Below are 16,643 nucleotides of genomic sequence, written 5' to 3'. Positions count from 1 at the left end.
CAGAAAAACAGGAAATACTGATCGCCATCAGCGAACAATCGGGATTGCCACCATGAACAAGCTGGAGTTGTTGCGCACCTTTCAGCGTGTCACCGAACTGAGCAGCTTCACCCAGGCCGCCGACAGCCTCGGCCTGCCTCGCTCCACGGTATCGGAGCAGGTCCGCGACCTGGAGCGCCTGGTCGATGCGCGCCTGTTGCACCGCACCACACGCCGGGTACGTCCGACGCAGGATGGCCAGATGCTGTACGAACGCGCCCGCGAGCTGCTGGCGCAGATGGACGAACTGGAGAACCTGTTTCGCCAGGACGCCCATGCCCTGAGTGGACGACTGCGCGTGGACATGCCCACGGCGATCGCCCGGCGCCTGGTGGCACCGCGCCTCGATGAGTTTCTCGCCCGGCATCCGGCGCTGGAGATCGAACTGGGGTGCAGCGACAGGCGGGTCGATCCGCTTCGCGAGGGCTTCGATTGCGTGCTGCGCGTCGGCGTCAACGAAGACGACAGCCTGGTCGCCCGGCCACTGGGGCATCTGTCCATGGTCAACTGCGCCAGCCCGGCCTACCTGGCCACGCACGGCATGCCCGAGCAACTGGACGACCTCGCCGGACACAGCCTGATTCACTACGTGACAGCCTTTGGCGCACGCTCGGACGGCTTCGAGTTCCAGCGCGACGGCAAGCTGCATTCGCTGGCCATGGCGGGTCGGGTCACGGTGAACAACATCGATGCCTACGAAGGGGCCTGCCTGGGTGGCCTGGGCATCATCCAGGCGCCGCTGGTCGGCATGCGCGTGCACCTGCGGGAGGGACGTCTGCTGCGCCTGCTGGATGAGTGGGTCGCCGCGCCGATGCCGGTGAACCTGGTGCACCCGCACGGGCGTCATCTGCCACGGCGGGTGCGCGCCTTCATGAACTGGCTGGAACAGCTGCTGGCCGAGGAACTCGACGCGGCTTGAACCGCCAGGATCAGGCCAGCCGAGTCAGGGCGTATCGGCGCGGATATCGAAGCCGCCGCGGTTTTCGCTGAGGATGCGCAGGTCATGGCTTTCCCCGGCCTTCACCGGCACCGCCACTTCGCGCAACAGGCGGCCCATGCCGCACAGCGTGTCGTCCATCCGGTCCGGGGTGATACCCACCACCCTCGTACCTGCCGGCACCTGGAAGGTCGCGCGCTCTCCGACACCGATACGCGCGGCGACCTGGCGATCGACCTCGATGGCCACGTAGCAGCCACCGCCCATCATCCCGAAATCGCGGGTGACCACGATCTCTCCACCGCTGGCCTGCGTTTCCTGAAAGGCCAGCAGGCGATCTTCCGGCACCGGGCGAATGTTTTCCGGGTCACCTCGAAACGACGAACAACCCGCCAGCAACAGCAGCGGCAAAGCGATGAGCATCGAACGCATGAAGCCCTCCATGGGCAAATGAGTGCTGCCTGAGTATTGGGGTTGGCGCGCGTGCGGGCAAGGTATCGATGGCAACGATGTCCAGTAGCACAAGCATCGATTTCTGCAATGAAAGGCGCGGTGTTTTCATGGCTCCCGCCCCCAGCGCCACCCTCGACGGCGCCACTGACCGGAGACCATCAGCATGAAAATCGCAGCCATCACCGCCACCCTCATCGCCGCATTCGCCCCCATCGCCTTCGCCAACGAGAAGGCCCCGGCCAGCGCCCGGGTGGACGTGAAGCAATACCAGTACGGCATGCAACTGGACATCGACCAGGTCCTGCAGCGCACCGACAACAGCCGCGAGAGCGGTGTCGTGCCCAGCGTCATGGTCTACCGTGACAGCCAGGGCGATGTGCACGCCGTGCGCTTCCTGGAATGGGGCGGCCAGACCAACCAGAACGGCTGATCCCGCTGCTGCATGCACGCTGCCCCGGCCGAGTCGCTCGTCCGGGGCAGCGGCCGTTTCAGCCTTGCAGACGCTTGACCAGACGAGCCTGCAACGCCTCGAGCTCGGCCGGATCGGCCTTGCTGGCCGCGTGAATGCCCAGCCCTTCGCCGTCGAAGCGCGGGATCACATGCATGTGGATGTGGAACACCGTCTGCCCGGCTGGCGCGCCATTGAACTGCGCCACCTGCACGCCCGCCGGCTGCAGCTCGTCGACGATGGCCTGGGCGAGCTTCTTCACCACGGCCATGACCTTGGCCAGGCTGGCCTCGTCGATCTCCAGGATGTTGCGCGCCGCCGCGCGCTTGGGAATCACCAGGCTGTGGCCTCTGGACTGCGGGAACAGGTCGAGGAAGGCCAGCACATCGTCGTCCTCGTACAGCGTGTAGCAAGGCAGGTCGCCGCGAATGATCTGGGCGAAGATGTTCTGCGAGTCGTAGGTACCGTGCAGGCTCATGCCAATGGGCTCCGGGTGAAGGAAAGCTCGCACCATACCGCCTTGCTCGCACACAGGGAACCGGGCAGGATCGCTCGAGTCGATGACTACTAGCAGGCGCATCGATTTCAGTCGCTGTCGCCACTCGTGTTCTGATCGCCCCCCTCTTCAGGCCCATCCGACATGGAACCCACATGACCGACCTCAGCCCATTCCACATCACCCGCAAGTGGCCCGCCCAGCATCCCGAGCGCTTGCAGCTCTATTCGCTGCCCACGCCCAACGGCGTCAAGGTCTCGATCATGCTGGAGGAGATCGGCCTGCCCTACGAGCCGCATCTGGTCAGTTTCGACAGCAACGATCAGCTCAGCCCCGAGTTCCTCTCGCTGTCACCGAACAACAAGATTCCCGCCATCCTCGATCCGGACGGGCCGAACGGCCACCCGCTGCCGCTGTTCGAGTCCGGGGCGATCATGCTCTACCTGGCCGAGAAGACCGGCCAGTTGCTGCCGCAGGACCCCGCTGCCCGCTACCAGGCGATCCAGTGGCTGATGTGGCAGATGGGCGGCCTGGGCCCGATGTTCGGCCAGCTCGGTTTCTTCCACAAGTTCGCTGGCAGCCAGTACGAAGACAAGCGCCCGCTCGAGCGCTACGTCGCCGAATCGGCGCGCCTGCTCGGCGTGCTCGACCAGCACCTGCAAGGGCGCGACTGGATCGTCGGCGAGTACAGCATCGCCGACATCGCCGTGTTCCCCTGGATTCGCAATCTGGTGGGGTTCTACGAGGCTGGCGAACTGGTGCAGTTCGAGCGTTTTGCCAACGTGCGCCGCGTACTCGATGCCTTCCTCGCGCGTCCGGCCGTGCAGCGTGGCCTGAGCATCCCGGCACGCGCCTGAGGGTTGCGGGAGCCGGCCCCACGGCTCCCGCCGCACGCGCACGTGGAAGATTGCCCAGCGGCGTGAGCGCCCGCGTGCGGGATGCACGAGCCACGCGCAGGCGAAAGCCGCAAAAATGCCCGACCACTCGTCTCCAAGCCCCGAAATAGAGCGGTTGCAAATACCCAAGTCGAGCGCTGGGAGATTATAATCCCGGCCCAGCTTCCTCCCCTCCCAGGTTCCGCATGCACAAGCCTTCCTCCGACGCCGCGACGAGTCTGTCGCCGGGCGCGATCCTTCTCATTCAACTTGCCCTGGCCCTCGGCGGCTTCGCCATCGGTACGGGCGAGTTCGCCATCATGGGCCTGATGCCCAACGTCGCCCAGGACCTGGGAGTCAGCGAGCCGCAGGTCGGCCACGTGATCAGCGCCTATGCCCTCGGCGTGGTGGTCGGCGCACCGGTCCTGGCCCTGCTCGGTGCTCGTCTGCCACGACGCATCCTGCTTCTGCTGCTGATGGGCTGCTTCGCCCTGGGCAACTTCGCCAGCGCCCTGGCACCGACCTACGAGCCGCTGCTGATCTTCCGCTTCATCGCCGGCCTACCGCACGGTGCCTACTTCGGCGTGGCCATGCTGGTGGCCGCGTCCATGGCCCCGCCGCACAAGCGCGCCAAGGCGGTGAGCCGGGTGCTGGCCGGCCTGACCGTGGCGATTCTGATCGGTAACCCGCTGGCCACCTGGCTCGGCCAGTTCATGAGCTGGCGCTACGCGTTCGCCCTGGTCGGGGTGATCGCCATCACCACCATCGCCATGGTGGCGATCTTCCTGCCGACCGACCCGAACGAGCAGCGCAGCAGTCCCTCGGGCGAACTGCGCGCCTTCAACCGCGCGCCGATCTGGCTGGCGCTGGGCATTGGCGCCATCGGCTTCGCCGGCATGTTCTGCGTGTTCAGCTACATGGCACCGACCCTGCTCCACGTGACGGGCGTCGGCCCCGGCTGGATTCCGCTGGCCATGGGCGTGTTCGGTGCCGGTTGCATCGTCGGCAACAGCGCCGGCGGCTGGCTGTTCGACCGCCTGCGCCTGCGCGCGGTGGCCTGGATCCTGGCCTGGAGCACCCTGGTCCTGCTGGTCTTCCCCTTCGCCGCGCACAGCCTGTGGACGGTACTGCCGGCGATCTTCGCCCTCGGCACCATGATCGCCCTCGGCCCGGCGCTGCAAACCCACCTGATGGATGTCGCCACCGGCGCACAGACACTGGCCGCGGCCTCCAACCATGCCGCGTTCAACGTCGCCAATGCCCTCGGCCCCTGGCTCGGCGGCCTGGCCATCAGCGCCGGCATGGGCTGGACCATCACCGGCTACATTGGCGCCGCCACCGCCATCGGCGGCCTGGCACTGTTCGTCTGGGCGTGGCGGGTACAACAGAAGGACGGCCACATCTGAGAGGTGCACGATGGTGAGCCGGCAGGTATCTTCTAGCCCCCGCCCACCATCCCGTACCGCCCGATGATGACCCCACTGCTGCGTTCCACCCTGTTCGGCACCGCCCTGCTCAGCGCCCTGACGGCTCAGGCCCAGGTGCAGGTCGAAGCCAATGCCGGGATGCTGGCGGCGAAGATTTCCGAGGAGATCGCTCCGGGCGACTACGAGAAGCTGCTCAAGGGCTTGCGTGCCAATCCGGGCCAGTACAAGCGCAAGGTCGTCCTGCTCGACAGCGTTGGCGGCAGCGCACCGGAGGCCATCCGCATGGGTCGCCTGCTGCGGGAAACCGGTTTCGACGCGCTGGTGCCGTCATCCGGCCTGTGCCAGGGCAGTTGCGTCTACCTGCTTGCCGCCGGCCGCAAACGCACCATCAACGGTTACGTCGCCCTGCGTCGCCCGCCCTTCCCGGCCGGTGACTCGGCGCAGGCACAGGCCGCCCATGGCAACCAGCCACTCAGCCCGGCCCGGTACTTGCGTGACATGGGGATCGACGTGCGCCTGGCGGAGGACATCTACCAGGTCGCCCCCGGCCAGTTGCGCCTGCTGAGCCAGGATGAACTGAAGCGCTACCGCCTGAACTAGGCTGCGCCAGCCCTGGCGGCGCAGCCTGCGGAGCGCGGCGCCTGAGCGAGGTCAGGCGCCGTTGGGGCGGCGTCAGAACAGGAAGGTCAGCGCCAGGTTGAACAGCATCGCAGCGACGAAACCGATGGGCGCGGCGCGCAGCAGCAGTTGCGAGAACAGCGTGGCCCGCGTCTTCTCGTCGGTGCAGGAGCCCAGCAGCAGGCTGCCGCCGGAGGAGAACGGCGAGATGGAGGTGGCCTGAGCACCGACCACGATGGCGATGAAGATGATCATCGGATCGATCGACATCGACGCCGACAGCGGCAGCACCATGGGGAACAGCGCCGGCGTCACCACACCGAGGGTACTGGCGAAGATCGACATCAGCGCGGCCACCACGCCGAAGGCCAGCGGCACCAGTACCGGCGGGATGTTGCCGCCGATCCAGGACGCCAGGGCATCGATGGTGCCGGCCTTGATCGCCACGCTGATCAGCATGCCCACCCCGCAGATCATGATCAGCGTGGCCCAGGGCAGCGAGGCGATGGCCTTGCGCTCGTCACCCAGCTTGAGCAGCAGCGCGATCACCGAGAACACGCTGGCGATCAGGCCGATGTCCACCTTGCTGTTGATGAACCTGACCGTGGCGTTGTCCGGGAAGGCCAGCAGCGCCAGCGGTGCGGCGAGCACCAGCGCCATCATTAGCACGGTGAGCAGCAGGGTCAGTTTCTGTTCGCGGTTGAAGGCGTCCGGCAGGTCGGCATTGATCACCGCATTCTTCAGGTTGCGGCCATGGCCACCGAGGAAGACGAACACGGAGATCACCAGCAGCGGGATCACCGCCGTGCTGGCGAAGATCGCCAGTGCGTTGACGAAGGCCTCGCTCTCCGGCATGCCGGCGGTGGTCATCAGGCCACGGAAGATGATGCCGCTCTGGCTGGAGACGAAGTTCGCCCCGCCCAGCGCACCGTAGTTCACCGCCATGCCGCCGAGGATCAGGCTCATGCCGGTGCGCTGGCACAGCAGCAGAGTCAGCGGCGCCATGAAGGCCAGCACGGTGTAGTAGCCCGCGCCCATGGCCGCGATCAGCCCCGAGGTCAGGAAGATGGCATACGGCAGCAGGTGCGGTACGCCGCGGCAGCGATAGAGCAGATGCCCGGCGAGCTTCTCCAGGGTGCCGTTGACCGTGGCGAAGCTGTAGAACAGGCAGACCGAGAAGATCACGAAGAAGATCTTCAGCGGCCACATGCCGATGATCTCGCCCGGGCTCATGCCCATGCCGAAACAGCCCAGCAGGTAGGCGAAGGCGATGGCGAACAGGCCGATGTTGATCTTGGTGGTGTAACCCAGCGCGACAGCGAGAACGATCGCGGCGACGACGAGCAGGCTCATCATGGTTTGACTCCTTGTTGTTCTGGTGCAGGCGGTTACGCGTGAGCGAAACCGAACAGCGTTGCGGGGTTGTCCACCAGAACGCGACGGCGCTCCTCGGGGTCGGGCAGAAGGGCCTCGAGCAGCGCGAACTGCTCATCGTAGCGGGTCTGCGACTCGAACTGGGTATTCGGCCAGTCGCTGCCCCAGAGGAAGCGGCCGACGCCGCCGCAGGCCTCGCGCAGACGCGCCTCGATGGCCCGCGCACGGGCCAGATCGGACTGGCTGCGGTAGGCGGCCGACAGCTTGATCCAGACCGGCGCCTGGCCGAGCAGGTCGAAGAACGGCGCATGCTGCGGGTCATCCAGCTGCACGCTCGCGGCGGGCAGGCCGAAATGGTCGATCACCACGGTCACCCCGGACTCCAGAATCGCCGGTACCACCAGCGCCAGGTCCGCGAAGCCGCGCTGGATCTCCACCTGCCAGCCACGCCGGGCCAGGCGCCGGAACAGGCCGCTCCAGGCCGGGCCGGTGTAGTCCTCCAACAGCTTGCCGATCAGGTTCAGGCGAATACCGACCACGCCAGCGGCAGCCAGCTCATCCAGTTCACCGTCGCTGATCTGCGCATCGACCACCGCGACACCGCGCAAGCGCTCGGGGAAGCGCTGCAGCGCCGCGACCATGTAGTGATTGTCGGTGCCGAGAAAGCTCGGCTGGATCAACACCCCGTGGGACAGGCCGCAGGCATCCAGGTGGGCCAGATACTGTTCCACCGTGGCGTCGTAGTCGGGGCTGTAGCGGCGACCGGCAACCATGGGCAGATCACGCCGGAAGATGTGCGCGTGGGTGTCTATGCCGGTGATGACGGCATTGGGCATGGGCGTCACGAAGCGATACCTCTGTCGATTATTGTTCGAGCCGACCTTGGCAGCAGCTCTTTTTATACAGACATTCAGTCATATATATGAATAGATGACTGTATAGATACAGATCGACTGCTGTCAACGCACGGCCCAGTGGTAAAGTGACGACCGGTTGAAATTCGGATTTGAGGTTTATGAGCAGCACGGCTCTGGGACACGACGAACGCCTGCCGCTGTATCAGCGGCTGCGTGACGAGATGCTGGCGAAGATTGCCGCAGGCGAATGGCTGCCGGGCGAAGCCATCCCCACCGAAGCGGAGCTGACCCGCCAGTACGGCGTGGCGGTGGGAACGGTGCGCAAGGCCGTGGAAACCCTGGTTGCCGAGGGCTTGCTGCTGCGCGCCCAGGGGCGCGGTACCTTCGTGCGTCGACCGAACTTCGACGGCTCGCTGTTTCGCTTCTTCCGCCAGGTCAGCGCCAGCGGGCAGCCGCAGGTACCGGAGAGCCGCATTCTCGACTGCCGGCTGGCCTCCGCCGATGCCGCCGCGGGCCAGGCCCTGAAGCTGGCCGACGGTGAACAGTGCGTGCACCTGCAGCGTCTGCGCCTGATCGACGGGCGTCCGCTCTTCCACGAGCGCATCTGGCTACCCGCCTCCCGCTTCGAGGCGCTGCTGGATGTCGCGCCAGCCGACTTCCCACCGCTGCTCTACCCCTTCTACGAACAGCACTGCGGCCAGCGCATCGCCTCCGCCCAGGAGACCCTGACGGTGTCCGCCGCCGACGACGAGCTCGCCGCGACCCTGGACGTCGCCTGCGGCAGCCCCGCCGTGGCCATCGAGCGGACCGCGCTCGGCTACGACCGCACGCCACTGGAATACCGCCTGTCACGCGCGGCGGCGGAGAACTTCCGCTACCAGGTGGACATCAGCTGAGGACAGGGCTGACCGGTGCAACACGCCCGGGCCAGCCCGGGCGTGAGTGACGCACGCACCCGACTAGGCTAGAACAGCCCCAGTGCCCAGGCCGCGCCGAACAGCACCAGCGAGAAGCCCCACATCCACCACAGCGAGTAGCGGATGTGGCGGCCGAGATCCAGCCCGGCCAGGCCCAGCGCCAGCCACAGCGCCGGCGAGAACGGGCTGATGAAGGTGCCGATGATATTGCCGATGGTCAGCGCATAGACCACGCTGGCCGGCTCGACACCCTGGCCGCCGACCACCTCCAGCGTCACCGGCAGCAACCCGAAGTAGTAGGCATCGGTACTGAGCATCAGCTCCATCGGCAGGCCGAACAGGCCGAGCACGATATGCATCTGCCCCACCAGCGGTGCCGGCAGCACCTGCGCCAGGTCCTGAGCGATGGAGGTGAGCATGCCGGTGCCGGTGAGGATGCCGAGCATCGAGCCCGCCGCCAGGATGATCATGCCCATGCTCAACGCCGCCGGGGCGTGCGCCGCGATGCGTTGCATCTGCGCCTTGCCGCCGGGGTAGTTGACCAGCAGCGCCAGGCACAGACCGATCATGAAGATGTAGCCCGCCGGCAGCACGCCGGAGAACAGCGCGACCAGCACCGCGAGGAACAGCGCCGAGTTGGCCCACAGCAGGCGGGGCCGCTCCAGCTCACGCTCCTCGGCTGTCGGCTCGTGCAGGTCACTGCTGGTTTCCACCAGCACGCCTTCGCCGGCCGACCGCCCGGCTGCGATACGGCGCTGCTCGCGCCAGCCCAGCAGCGCGGCCAGGGTGATCAGCAGCACCACGCCGATGGCCTGGATGCTGATCAACGGACGCCACAGCTCGGTGACTTCGATGCCGGTCACCGCCGAAGCGCGTCCCAGCGGCCCGGCCCAGGGCAGCATGTTGAAGATACCGGCGCCAAGCGCCAGCAACAGCAGCATCAGGTAGGGGCTCATGCGCAGTTGCTTGTACAGCGGCAACAGCGCGGGAACGGTCAGCAGGAAGGTCGTCGCGCCGGCGCCATCGAGGTGCGCCAGCATGCCGATCACCGCCGTGGCCACGGTCACCGCGATGACGTTGCCACGCGTCAGCCGCACCATGCCGCCGATCAGCGGGCGGAACAGACCGGTGTCCTGCAGCACGCCGAAGAAGGTGATGGCGAACACGAACATGGTGGCGATCGCCGTCACGCGGCCGATGCCATCGGTGAAGAAACCGGAGATGGCCTCCGGGCCGAAGCCGGCAGCCAGTGCTCCCAGCAGCGGCACGACGATCAGGGGCAGGACAGGCGACATGCGCCCGATAAGCAGCAGCATAACCAGGCTGCAGATGGTCAACAGGCCAATCAGGGTCAACAAACCACTTCTCCTCTTTTTCTTGTAGGCACGACAACGGCGCGGGCGGAGGCTAAGGCGCCAACCTTTCAGCAACCTTTAAGCGCCGTCTCGGAAGAGGAGGAAATGTCAGTGGATATGTCGCCTGACGAGGCGCCACGGCGGGCGCCCCGCAGCCGGCTTACTGCAGGGTGTAGCCCTTGTCCACCACCCAGTCCTGGCCATGCACGCCGCTGGCGCCGTTGCCCAACTGGAACAGCACCACCTCGGCAATGGCCCGTGGCGTGAGGAACTCGCCGTCGACCAGGCGCCGGGTCACCTCGCCGGCCACCCCGGCCAGTGCATCCTCGGCCAGGCCCAGGCTGCTCCAGATCGGCGTGGCGGTTGGCCCTGGCGACACCAGATTGAGCCGCAGCCCTTCGCTGGCGTGCTCCAGCGCCAGGCTGCGGACCAGCGCCGACAGCGCCGCCTTGCTGGCGATGTAGCCGCCCAGCCCGGCAAAGCCGAGCTGGCGCAGGAAGGTACTGATGAACACCACCGAAGCGGGCCTGGCCAGGTGAGGCCTGAGCACCTGGAAGGTGTTGATCGCGCCGGCACCGTTGACCTGCCACTGCTGCTCGAACGCCTGCATGTCGCAACCGGGCGCCAGGCGGGCAATACCGGCATTGGGTACCAGGCAGTCGACCGGGCCCAGGCGCCCGGCGCGCTCGGCCAGGCCATGCAGCGCCTCGATGTCGGTGACATCGCCCGCGCACCAATGCAGCTGCTCGGGATACAGCGCCTGCAATGCAGGCAGACCTCCCAGGCTCCGCGAGAACGCCATGACCCGCGCGCCGCGTTGCAACAGCAACTCACACACCGCCAGCCCGATACCCGAACTCGCCCCCGTGACGACCGCCAGGCGGCCCTGAAAACTCGTATTCATGAAGATCCCCGAAGAAAGAAGAGCGTGAGCGCCGCGCCAGTCCGCCGCAGCGCAATCGACTTACTGCGCCAGCAAACGGATGCCGTGCATGTCCACCTGCTGGCCGACGTCGAAACGTGCGTTCGGTGAGCGCACCCACTGCTCACGACCATCCTCATGACGCACCACATAGGCCGTCCCGCTGTGTCCCGTGGCGTCCTGCACCTGGGCGCCGGACCAGCCGCCGAACAGGGCACCGACCACGGCGCCGACCGGGCCGCCCGCCGCAGCACCCAGCATCAGGCCGGACAAGCCACCGAAACCGGCGCCCACCGAGTTGTCTGCGCGCTCGGCCAGCACCTCGGCGGCCTGCGCGCTACTGACGGCCAGCAGGCCAAGGGAAAGTGCAAGCAAGGCAATGTGTTTCATCTGTGTTCTCCTGTAATGGGCATTGCGCCTGGAGACAGTCAGATTGCGTGCCATTTATTTTTTTATTGAAAAACAAGTAGATAGAAAATCCAATGTCATTACGACTCTATCGACATGGAGTCATTACGATTCCTGAATGAGTCAAATTGACTTCAATCACGCTACCTTGAGCCGCGCTCGCGTGCTGAGGGATGCACGCTGGACAGAGAGACGCACTTTGCATGCGCCGCACAATCACCATGCAAATTAGAAATACACTTAATAAGTACACTTAACACCCGCCCGACCCCGTTCATATCGGTGATATGTATCAGTGACAAAAACCCAGGATTGGGCAACTATTCGATGATACTTCGTCAGTGTCATTTCCCTGCTGATCCAACACGTCGAGTTTCTGATGCCGAGTCGCCGATGCACAAGTTAACCCTGCGCACCCTTATTCTTCTGTTCGCACTGGCTTCGGCAATAGCAACACTTATCAATGCCTTTCTCGTGACCTATACGGTACAAAAGCGCGCGCTGGTCGAAACCGCTCTGGAGAGCAATCGCGCCTATGCCGCCAAGTTGGCCGAGATCATCAACGACAACCTCAATAGCGATCTCGCCCGGCTCCGCTACAGTGCAACGCTCATGGGCCAGTCCTTCAACGACCCCGCACAGATGGCTCGGGAGGCCAGGCGCCTGTTGCATCAGGACAGCAGTTTCAGTTCGCTGCTGGTTGCAGATCACGAGGGCGTGGTTATCGCAGCAGAACCGGCAGACCTGAATATCACCGGCAAGACGTTGCGCTCGCTTGATCCACTGGTGGAAAAACGCCCACTGGTCAGCCCGGCGTTTTTCTCGATTGCCGGCAATCTCGTGGTGTTTCTGTCATACCCGATTCGCAATGACGCCGGTGAATACCTCGGTGTTATCGGCGGGACGATTCATCTGAACAAATCCAACTCGCTGCACGACATCATCGGCAAACACTTTCACCGCGATGCCTCATCCGTTTATCTGGTCGACCAGAGTCGACGCCTGCTCTATCACACCGACCCCGACAGAATCGGAGAGCAGATAAACGACAACGCCATCATCGATGCCGCGCTGAACTCGGACAACGGAACGCTGCAAGCGGGCAACTCACAGGGCATCGAGATGCTTGCCGGCTACGCCAGGGTGCCGCAGAGCCAATGGGGCATTGTCGTTCAGCAGCCCCTGCACAATGTGCTCAGCACCCTGCAGGAGCTCATGCACAGACTGATCATCGGCATGATCCCGATGTGTGTGATCGGCCTGAGCCTTATCTGGTGGGTCGCCTCGCGCATCAGCCGCCCGCTGAGGAAACTGGCCGACTACGCACAGCAGCCGGACACCGCGGACAACATTCAACGGATCGAACAAGTCGACGCCGGGTATTACGAAGCCGTGCAGCTCAAGCGGGCGCTCATCACTGGCGTGAGGCTGCTGCAGACCCGCATAGGGCAGCTCAACGTGCAGGCACAGAGCGACGCGCTGACCGGTCTGGCCAACCGCCGTGCGATGGATGAGACCCTGACACTCTGGCAGGAAACCGGAAGGCCCTTCGCCGTTCTGGCAGCCGACATCGACCACTTCAAAAGGATCAACGACCAGTTCGGTCACGATGTCGGCGACCTGACGCTGAAAAGCGTCGCCACCAGCCTGCGTCAATGCTTGCGCAGCGCCGACCTGCCCTGCCGAGTTGGCGGCGAGGAATTCCTCATTCTGCTGCCGGATGCGTCGCTCGCGGTTGCAGCCGATGTAGCCGAGCGCATTCGCGCCACCATCGCCGCGACACCGATAGAAGGTGCCGGGCACGTCAACATTTCCCTGGGTGTCGCCCACTGGCACGGGCACCAGGAAACGCAGAGCGCCGTGCTCAAGCGCGCCGACGAGCTGCTGTACACGGCAAAACGCACTGGCCGCAACCGCGTCGTGGTGCAGAAGGCGAACACCCCGATGGAAGTGCCGGAACCCGGCTGAAGGCGAGGCCTGCAAGCCCGGGGCGAAGCTCGCGCCCCTGCCCCTACTGGATCCCCTTGACCTGCTCCAGCCATGCGGGGTCGAGTCGCGTCTGCTCCAGCTCCAGCCCACGCTGCAGCATGACGTCCCGGTGTGCGTCGATCTCGTGCACCATCTGGCTCAGCTCGCTGCTGTTGCCGTCGAGCTGATGCATCTGGGTCACGCCCAGGTGGTAGAAGCGCAGCAGTTTCATCGCGGTTTCATCCCCCTGCGCCACCCCTGCCCTGACGTGATGCATGACGTTGGTGATGCGCATCAGGCTGCGCTTTAGCCGCCAGCCATAGACCGCCGCCGCCATCCATTCGCGGTGCCAGAACTGCTGGCGCACCAGCACCACCGTGAGGACGAAACCGAGCGCGACGCCAAGCAGGTTCCAGCGGAAATTGTCGGCACCGCCCGGCTCGCCGAACAGTTGCACGCTGAGGGTGGCCAGCAACATGGCGAGCGCGACGAAGATCAGCGCGACCAGCGCGGTACTGCGGCGGGTCTGCTGACGGTAGTGCTCGGGACTGATGGGGGTGATTTCGAACATGCGCGAGGGCTCATGAAACTGGGGCGAGGCGCGATGGTACGACAGCTTGCCCGGCCGACACGAATCCCGCGGGCAGCGCGGGCACCTCAGGTCGCGTTCGGCAGGTAGCGCCCGATGGCCGCCATGGCGGTGGCCAGGTACTGCTCCTTCTCGCCCACCGGCGCGATGTAGTGCAGCGCCTCGCGCGCCTGATCGACACCCGCCAGGCGCGCGGCGACCCAGGCCGCAAGATAGACCGATGCCAGGCAACCGCCCGCCGTGGCGACGTTCTCCCAGGCGAAGAACGGCTGGTCGAGCACCCTGATCCCAGCCTCCTGCACCCAGGGCTTGCTGGTCAGGTCGGTGCAGGCCGGCACATCGTCGAGCAGCCCGAGCCGGGCCAGGATCAGCGCGCCGGAACACTGCGCCGCCAGCAGTTGCCGCGCCGGATCGAGACGCAGCTGGGCCAGCAGCGCCGGGTCCGCTACCACATCGCGGGTACGCATGCCGCTGCCCACGATCACCGCGTCGGCCGCGCTGGCCTGCTGCAGATCGATCTGGCCGTCGATCACCAGGCCGTTCATCGATGTCACCCGCGCATCCGGGCTGGCGATGCTGACACGCCAGCCCGGCTGACGAATGCGCTTGAGGATGGCGAAGGCGATCAGCGAGTCGAGTTCGTTGAACGCGTCGAAGGTGAGAATGGCGATGTGCATGGCGACTCCGTCAGTACAGGTGGGTTGCCAGCCAGCTTCGGCGCACGGATCATTACAATCAAATTATTGTCATGGATACAGCCGCCATGCCGCTGGCACGCTACAAACAGATCGTCGATCGCCTGGCCGACGACATTCGCCGTGGCGTGCTGGCACCCGGCACGCGCCTGCCCACCCATCGCGAGTTGGCCGCAGACCACGGCATCGCGCTGGTCACCGCCTCGCGGGTCTACGCCGAGCTGCACGCCATGGGTCTGGTCAGCGGCGAAACCGGACGCGGCACCTTCGTCCGCGAGACGACCCTGGCGCCCGGACACGGCATCGATCAGCAGGCGACCGCCAGCGACCTGCTCGACCTCAACTTCAACTACCCGACGCTGCCCGGCCAGGCCGACCTGCTGCGCCAGGCCTTGCGCCAGTTGGCGCTGTGCGGTGACCTGGACGCGCTGCTGCGCTATCAGCCGCATGCCGGCCGTCCCCATGAGCGTGCGCTGCTGGCCCGTCACCTGAGTAGCCAGGGCCTGCCTGTCAGCGCCCGGCAGGTGCTGATCGTCAGTGGTGCCCAACATGGCCTGGCGACGACCGTGCAGGCGCTGCTCAGGCCGGGCGACGTGGTCGCGGTGGACGCCCTCACCTACCCCGGTTTCAAGACGGCGGCCGAAGCGCGCGGCCTGGAGCTGCTGGCCATTCCCTGCAGCGCCAGCGGCCCCGACCTGGAGGCGCTGGCGCGGCTCTGCGAGAAGCGCCGGATACGGGCGATCTACAGCATGCCGACCCTGCACAATCCGCTGGGCTGGGTGCTCGACCTGGCGCAGCGCGAGCGGCTGGTGAAGATTGCCCGGCAGCATGACCTGCTGATCATCGAGGACGCCGCCTATGCCTTCCTGGCCTCCTCGGCACCACCGCCACTGGCCGCGCTGGCGCCCGAACGCACGGTGCATGTGTCCGGTTTCTCGAAGAACATCGCCACGGGCCTGCGGGTGGGTTACCTGAGCGCGCCCGAAGCCTGGGTCGCCGCGCTGGAGCGCAACATCCGTGCGACCACCTGGAACACGCCCGGCGTGATGAGTGCACTGGTCTGCGCCTGGATCGAAGACGGCACGCTGGCCCGCCTGGAAAGCGAGAAACGCCGAGACGCCCAACGCCGCCAGGCGCTGGCTCGACGCATGCTGGCCGGCTTGCCCCTGGTGGGGCATGAGGCAGGCTACTTTCTCTGGCTGCCGCTAGCGGAGGATGTGCGCGCCGATCAGGTGGTTGCGCGCCTGCTGCAGGCGCGCGTCGCGGTATCGAGCGCCGAGCCGTTCAGCACCTCGGAGCAGGTACCGCACGCCCTGCGCCTGGCCCTCGGTTCGCTGCCCCTGGAGCAGTTGCAGACGGCCCTGGGCAAGGTCAGGCAGGCCATCGCGCACTTCGCCTACTGAACGCCCTGGCGCAGCCACTCGCTGGGGCTGAGACCGACCTTGCGGCGAAAGGCACGGGCCAGCGCCGAGGGGCTTTCATAACCGACCTCGTCGGCGATCAATGCCATGGGCCGGCCTTCGCGCAGGCGTTTCTGCGCCAGGCTGACGCGCCAGCCGACCAGATAATCCGCCGGAGTGGCGCCGACCACCTGATGGAAGTGCGTGGCGAAGCTGGCCCGCGACATACCCGCCAGCGTCGCCAGTTCGGCCACCGACCAGCCATGCTGCGGCCGCTCGTGCAGTTGATTGAGCGCACGTGCCAGGCGCGGCTCGGCCAGCCCCGCCATCATCCCGGACGCCAGCTCGCGGCTGTTCATCAGATAACGCAGCAGCTGGATCACCATCAGTTCGAACAGGCGGTTGAGCACCAGTTCGCGCCCGCAGTCGTCGCCTGCCGCCTCGGCGAACAGCCAGTCCAGGCAACCGTTCAGGCTCGGCAGCTCGCGCAGGGGTTTGACGATGGCGCCGGGCAGCGCCCGCGCCAGCGGGTTGTCGAAACCACCATCGAAGGCCAGGGTCGCACAGACCAGCTCGGCGCCATCGGCCTCGCTGGCACTCATCCGATGCAGGCGAGGCCGCGCCACCAGCATCAGGCTCGGCTCCTCGAGACGCAGCTCATGGCCGTCGCTGTCGCGAAAGCTCAGGCGCCCCGCCCGCAGCAGATGGATGTGGCCATGCGCCTCGTTGGCGCCATAGCTGTTGGTGCCGCAGAAACCACCGCGGTGAAAGGTACTGGCATGCAGGTTGAAGTGATGCAGCAGGCTGGACAGGCGATCCACGGGCACCTCGCATTTCTGGACGATCTGTCGCATAAGATCGACGA

At 65.9% G+C, this 16,643-nt stretch carries 18 protein-coding genes; 8 read left to right on the top strand and 10 right to left on the bottom strand.

Features of this window, described 5'->3' with window-relative positions; genetic code table 11:
• Positions 1 to 52 precede the first annotated feature (52 nt).
• The gene (locus tag FIV02_RS07850) at positions 53 to 958 is read left to right on the top strand and encodes a LysR family transcriptional regulator (RefSeq protein ID WP_152488295.1); all 906 of its coding nucleotides are present in this window, start codon (positions 53 to 55) and stop codon (positions 956 to 958) included.
• A gap of 24 nt (positions 959 to 982) precedes the next feature.
• On the opposite strand, the gene FIV02_RS07845 is transcribed toward FIV02_RS07850, so the two are convergent.
• Positions 983 to 1,408: a 3-isopropylmalate dehydratase gene (locus tag FIV02_RS07845; RefSeq protein WP_152488294.1), complete on the bottom strand. Its 426-nt coding sequence runs from the start codon at positions 1,406 to 1,408 to the stop codon at positions 983 to 985.
• Positions 1,409 to 1,592: 184 nt separating this feature from the next.
• On the opposite strand from FIV02_RS07845, the gene FIV02_RS07840 reads away from it, so the two are divergent.
• The gene (locus FIV02_RS07840) at positions 1,593 to 1,859 is read left to right on the top strand and encodes a DUF2790 domain-containing protein (protein ID WP_037048746.1); all 267 of its coding nucleotides are present in this window, start codon (positions 1,593 to 1,595) and stop codon (positions 1,857 to 1,859) included.
• Positions 1,860 to 1,917: 58 nt separating this feature from the next.
• Here FIV02_RS07840 and FIV02_RS07835 read toward each other — a convergent pair whose 3' ends face one another.
• A complete protein-coding gene (locus FIV02_RS07835; protein WP_134676266.1) occupies positions 1,918 to 2,355 on the bottom strand; it encodes an HIT family protein in 438 nt (145 codons plus the stop codon).
• 173 nt (positions 2,356 to 2,528) lie between these two features.
• Here FIV02_RS07835 and FIV02_RS07830 point away from each other — a divergent pair, with 173 nt between their 5' ends.
• From FIV02_RS07830 to FIV02_RS07820, 3 genes are all read left to right on the top strand, one after another.
• Positions 2,529 to 3,230: a glutathione S-transferase N-terminal domain-containing protein gene (locus FIV02_RS07830; protein WP_152488293.1), complete on the top strand. Its 702-nt coding sequence runs from the start codon at positions 2,529 to 2,531 to the stop codon at positions 3,228 to 3,230.
• A 224-nt stretch (positions 3,231 to 3,454) separates the two neighbouring features.
• Positions 3,455 to 4,654 carry an MFS transporter gene (locus tag FIV02_RS07825; protein ID WP_152488292.1) on the top strand — a complete coding sequence of 400 codons (1,200 nt, stop codon included), beginning with the start codon at positions 3,455 to 3,457 and terminating at the stop codon, positions 4,652 to 4,654.
• Between the two features lie 63 nt (positions 4,655 to 4,717).
• Complete coding sequence (locus FIV02_RS07820) at positions 4,718 to 5,275, top strand: hypothetical protein (RefSeq protein ID WP_150608813.1); 558 nt, start codon at positions 4,718 to 4,720, stop codon at positions 5,273 to 5,275.
• A gap of 72 nt (positions 5,276 to 5,347) precedes the next feature.
• Here the strand turns inward: FIV02_RS07820 and FIV02_RS07815 are convergent, their stop codons facing one another.
• Both FIV02_RS07815 and FIV02_RS07810 read right to left on the bottom strand, forming a co-directional pair.
• Entirely contained in the window at positions 5,348 to 6,649 is a 1,302-nt protein-coding gene (locus FIV02_RS07815) for an SLC13 family permease (protein WP_047585022.1), read from the bottom strand.
• A gap of 32 nt (positions 6,650 to 6,681) precedes the next feature.
• Complete coding sequence (locus FIV02_RS07810) at positions 6,682 to 7,512, bottom strand: amidohydrolase (RefSeq protein ID WP_152488291.1); 831 nt, start codon at positions 7,510 to 7,512, stop codon at positions 6,682 to 6,684.
• A gap of 170 nt (positions 7,513 to 7,682) precedes the next feature.
• Between FIV02_RS07810 and FIV02_RS07805 the strand changes: the two genes are divergently transcribed.
• On the top strand, positions 7,683 to 8,420 hold the full coding sequence (locus FIV02_RS07805) for a GntR family transcriptional regulator (protein ID WP_152488290.1): 738 nt from the start codon (positions 7,683 to 7,685) through the stop codon (positions 8,418 to 8,420).
• A gap of 68 nt (positions 8,421 to 8,488) precedes the next feature.
• Here the strand turns inward: FIV02_RS07805 and FIV02_RS07800 are convergent, their stop codons facing one another.
• The 3 genes from FIV02_RS07800 to FIV02_RS07790 all read right to left on the bottom strand — a co-directional run bounded on the left by FIV02_RS07800 (position 8,489) and on the right by FIV02_RS07790 (position 11,108).
• On the bottom strand, positions 8,489 to 9,799 hold the full coding sequence (locus FIV02_RS07800) for a CitMHS family transporter (protein ID WP_152488289.1): 1,311 nt from the start codon (positions 9,797 to 9,799) through the stop codon (positions 8,489 to 8,491).
• Positions 9,800 to 9,956: 157 nt separating this feature from the next.
• Entirely contained in the window at positions 9,957 to 10,700 is a 744-nt protein-coding gene (locus FIV02_RS07795) for an SDR family NAD(P)-dependent oxidoreductase (protein WP_152488288.1), read from the bottom strand.
• Positions 10,701 to 10,760: 60 nt separating this feature from the next.
• Positions 10,761 to 11,108, bottom strand: coding sequence for a hypothetical protein (locus FIV02_RS07790; protein WP_047585030.1), 348 nt, complete (start codon positions 11,106 to 11,108; stop codon positions 10,761 to 10,763).
• Positions 11,109 to 11,519: 411 nt separating this feature from the next.
• Here FIV02_RS07790 and FIV02_RS07785 point away from each other — a divergent pair, with 411 nt between their 5' ends.
• Positions 11,520 to 13,094, top strand: a complete 1,575-nt coding sequence (locus FIV02_RS07785) for a sensor domain-containing diguanylate cyclase (RefSeq protein WP_152488287.1) — start codon at positions 11,520 to 11,522, stop codon at positions 13,092 to 13,094.
• A gap of 43 nt (positions 13,095 to 13,137) precedes the next feature.
• Here the strand turns inward: FIV02_RS07785 and FIV02_RS07780 are convergent, their stop codons facing one another.
• On the bottom strand, positions 13,138 to 13,665 hold the full coding sequence (locus tag FIV02_RS07780; protein ID WP_152488286.1) for a DUF3087 domain-containing protein: 528 nt from the start codon (positions 13,663 to 13,665) through the stop codon (positions 13,138 to 13,140).
• An 86-nt stretch (positions 13,666 to 13,751) separates the two neighbouring features.
• A complete protein-coding gene (locus FIV02_RS07775) occupies positions 13,752 to 14,360 on the bottom strand; it encodes a DJ-1/PfpI family protein (protein WP_152488285.1) in 609 nt (202 codons plus the stop codon).
• 86 nt (positions 14,361 to 14,446) lie between these two features.
• Between FIV02_RS07775 and FIV02_RS07770 the strand changes: the two genes are divergently transcribed.
• Positions 14,447 to 15,781 (top strand): PLP-dependent aminotransferase family protein, encoded by a 1,335-nt coding sequence (locus FIV02_RS07770; RefSeq protein ID WP_152488284.1) that lies wholly within the window; start codon positions 14,447 to 14,449, stop codon positions 15,779 to 15,781.
• On the opposite strand, the gene FIV02_RS07765 is transcribed toward FIV02_RS07770, so the two are convergent.
• On the bottom strand, positions 15,775 to 16,632 hold the full coding sequence (locus FIV02_RS07765; RefSeq protein ID WP_256663095.1) for an AraC family transcriptional regulator: 858 nt from the start codon (positions 16,630 to 16,632) through the stop codon (positions 15,775 to 15,777). The two genes, FIV02_RS07770 and FIV02_RS07765, sit on opposite strands and share 7 nt — an antisense overlap.
• Positions 16,633 to 16,643: the final 11 nt, after the last annotated feature.

The sequence above is a fragment of the Pseudomonas sp. THAF187a genome, assembly GCF_009363395.1.
Taxonomy (GTDB): domain Bacteria; phylum Pseudomonadota; class Gammaproteobacteria; order Pseudomonadales; family Pseudomonadaceae; genus Aquipseudomonas; species Aquipseudomonas khazarica.
Note: the sequence above shows the minus strand (reverse complement) of the source record. Positions and strands in the feature narration are given on the sequence as shown.

What these genes read in the sequence shown, in the direction of transcription:
- FIV02_RS07795 (WP_152488288.1), bottom strand. Translation starts at nt 10,700, where the DNA reads ATGAATACGAGTTTTCAGGGCCGCCTGGCGGTCGTCACGGGGGCGAGT.
- FIV02_RS07780 (WP_152488286.1), bottom strand. Translation starts at nt 13,665, where the DNA reads ATGTTCGAAATCACCCCCATCAGTCCCGAGCACTACCGTCAGCAGACC.
- FIV02_RS07850 (WP_152488295.1), top strand. Translation starts at nt 53, where the DNA reads ATGAACAAGCTGGAGTTGTTGCGCACCTTTCAGCGTGTCACCGAACTG.
- FIV02_RS07845 (WP_152488294.1), bottom strand. Translation starts at nt 1,408, where the DNA reads ATGCGTTCGATGCTCATCGCTTTGCCGCTGCTGTTGCTGGCGGGTTGT.
- FIV02_RS07765 (WP_256663095.1), bottom strand. Translation starts at nt 16,632, where the DNA reads ATGCGACAGATCGTCCAGAAATGCGAGGTGCCCGTGGATCGCCTGTCC.
- FIV02_RS07770 (WP_152488284.1), top strand. Translation starts at nt 14,447, where the DNA reads ATGCCGCTGGCACGCTACAAACAGATCGTCGATCGCCTGGCCGACGAC.
- FIV02_RS07805 (WP_152488290.1), top strand. Translation starts at nt 7,683, where the DNA reads ATGAGCAGCACGGCTCTGGGACACGACGAACGCCTGCCGCTGTATCAG.
- FIV02_RS07830 (WP_152488293.1), top strand. Translation starts at nt 2,529, where the DNA reads ATGACCGACCTCAGCCCATTCCACATCACCCGCAAGTGGCCCGCCCAG.
- FIV02_RS07825 (WP_152488292.1), top strand. Translation starts at nt 3,455, where the DNA reads ATGCACAAGCCTTCCTCCGACGCCGCGACGAGTCTGTCGCCGGGCGCG.
- FIV02_RS07790 (WP_047585030.1), bottom strand. Translation starts at nt 11,108, where the DNA reads ATGAAACACATTGCCTTGCTTGCACTTTCCCTTGGCCTGCTGGCCGTC.
- FIV02_RS07775 (WP_152488285.1), bottom strand. Translation starts at nt 14,360, where the DNA reads ATGCACATCGCCATTCTCACCTTCGACGCGTTCAACGAACTCGACTCG.
- FIV02_RS07840 (WP_037048746.1), top strand. Translation starts at nt 1,593, where the DNA reads ATGAAAATCGCAGCCATCACCGCCACCCTCATCGCCGCATTCGCCCCC.
- FIV02_RS07820 (WP_150608813.1), top strand. Translation starts at nt 4,718, where the DNA reads ATGATGACCCCACTGCTGCGTTCCACCCTGTTCGGCACCGCCCTGCTC.
- FIV02_RS07835 (WP_134676266.1), bottom strand. Translation starts at nt 2,355, where the DNA reads ATGAGCCTGCACGGTACCTACGACTCGCAGAACATCTTCGCCCAGATC.
- FIV02_RS07815 (WP_047585022.1), bottom strand. Translation starts at nt 6,649, where the DNA reads ATGATGAGCCTGCTCGTCGTCGCCGCGATCGTTCTCGCTGTCGCGCTG.
- FIV02_RS07785 (WP_152488287.1), top strand. Translation starts at nt 11,520, where the DNA reads ATGCACAAGTTAACCCTGCGCACCCTTATTCTTCTGTTCGCACTGGCT.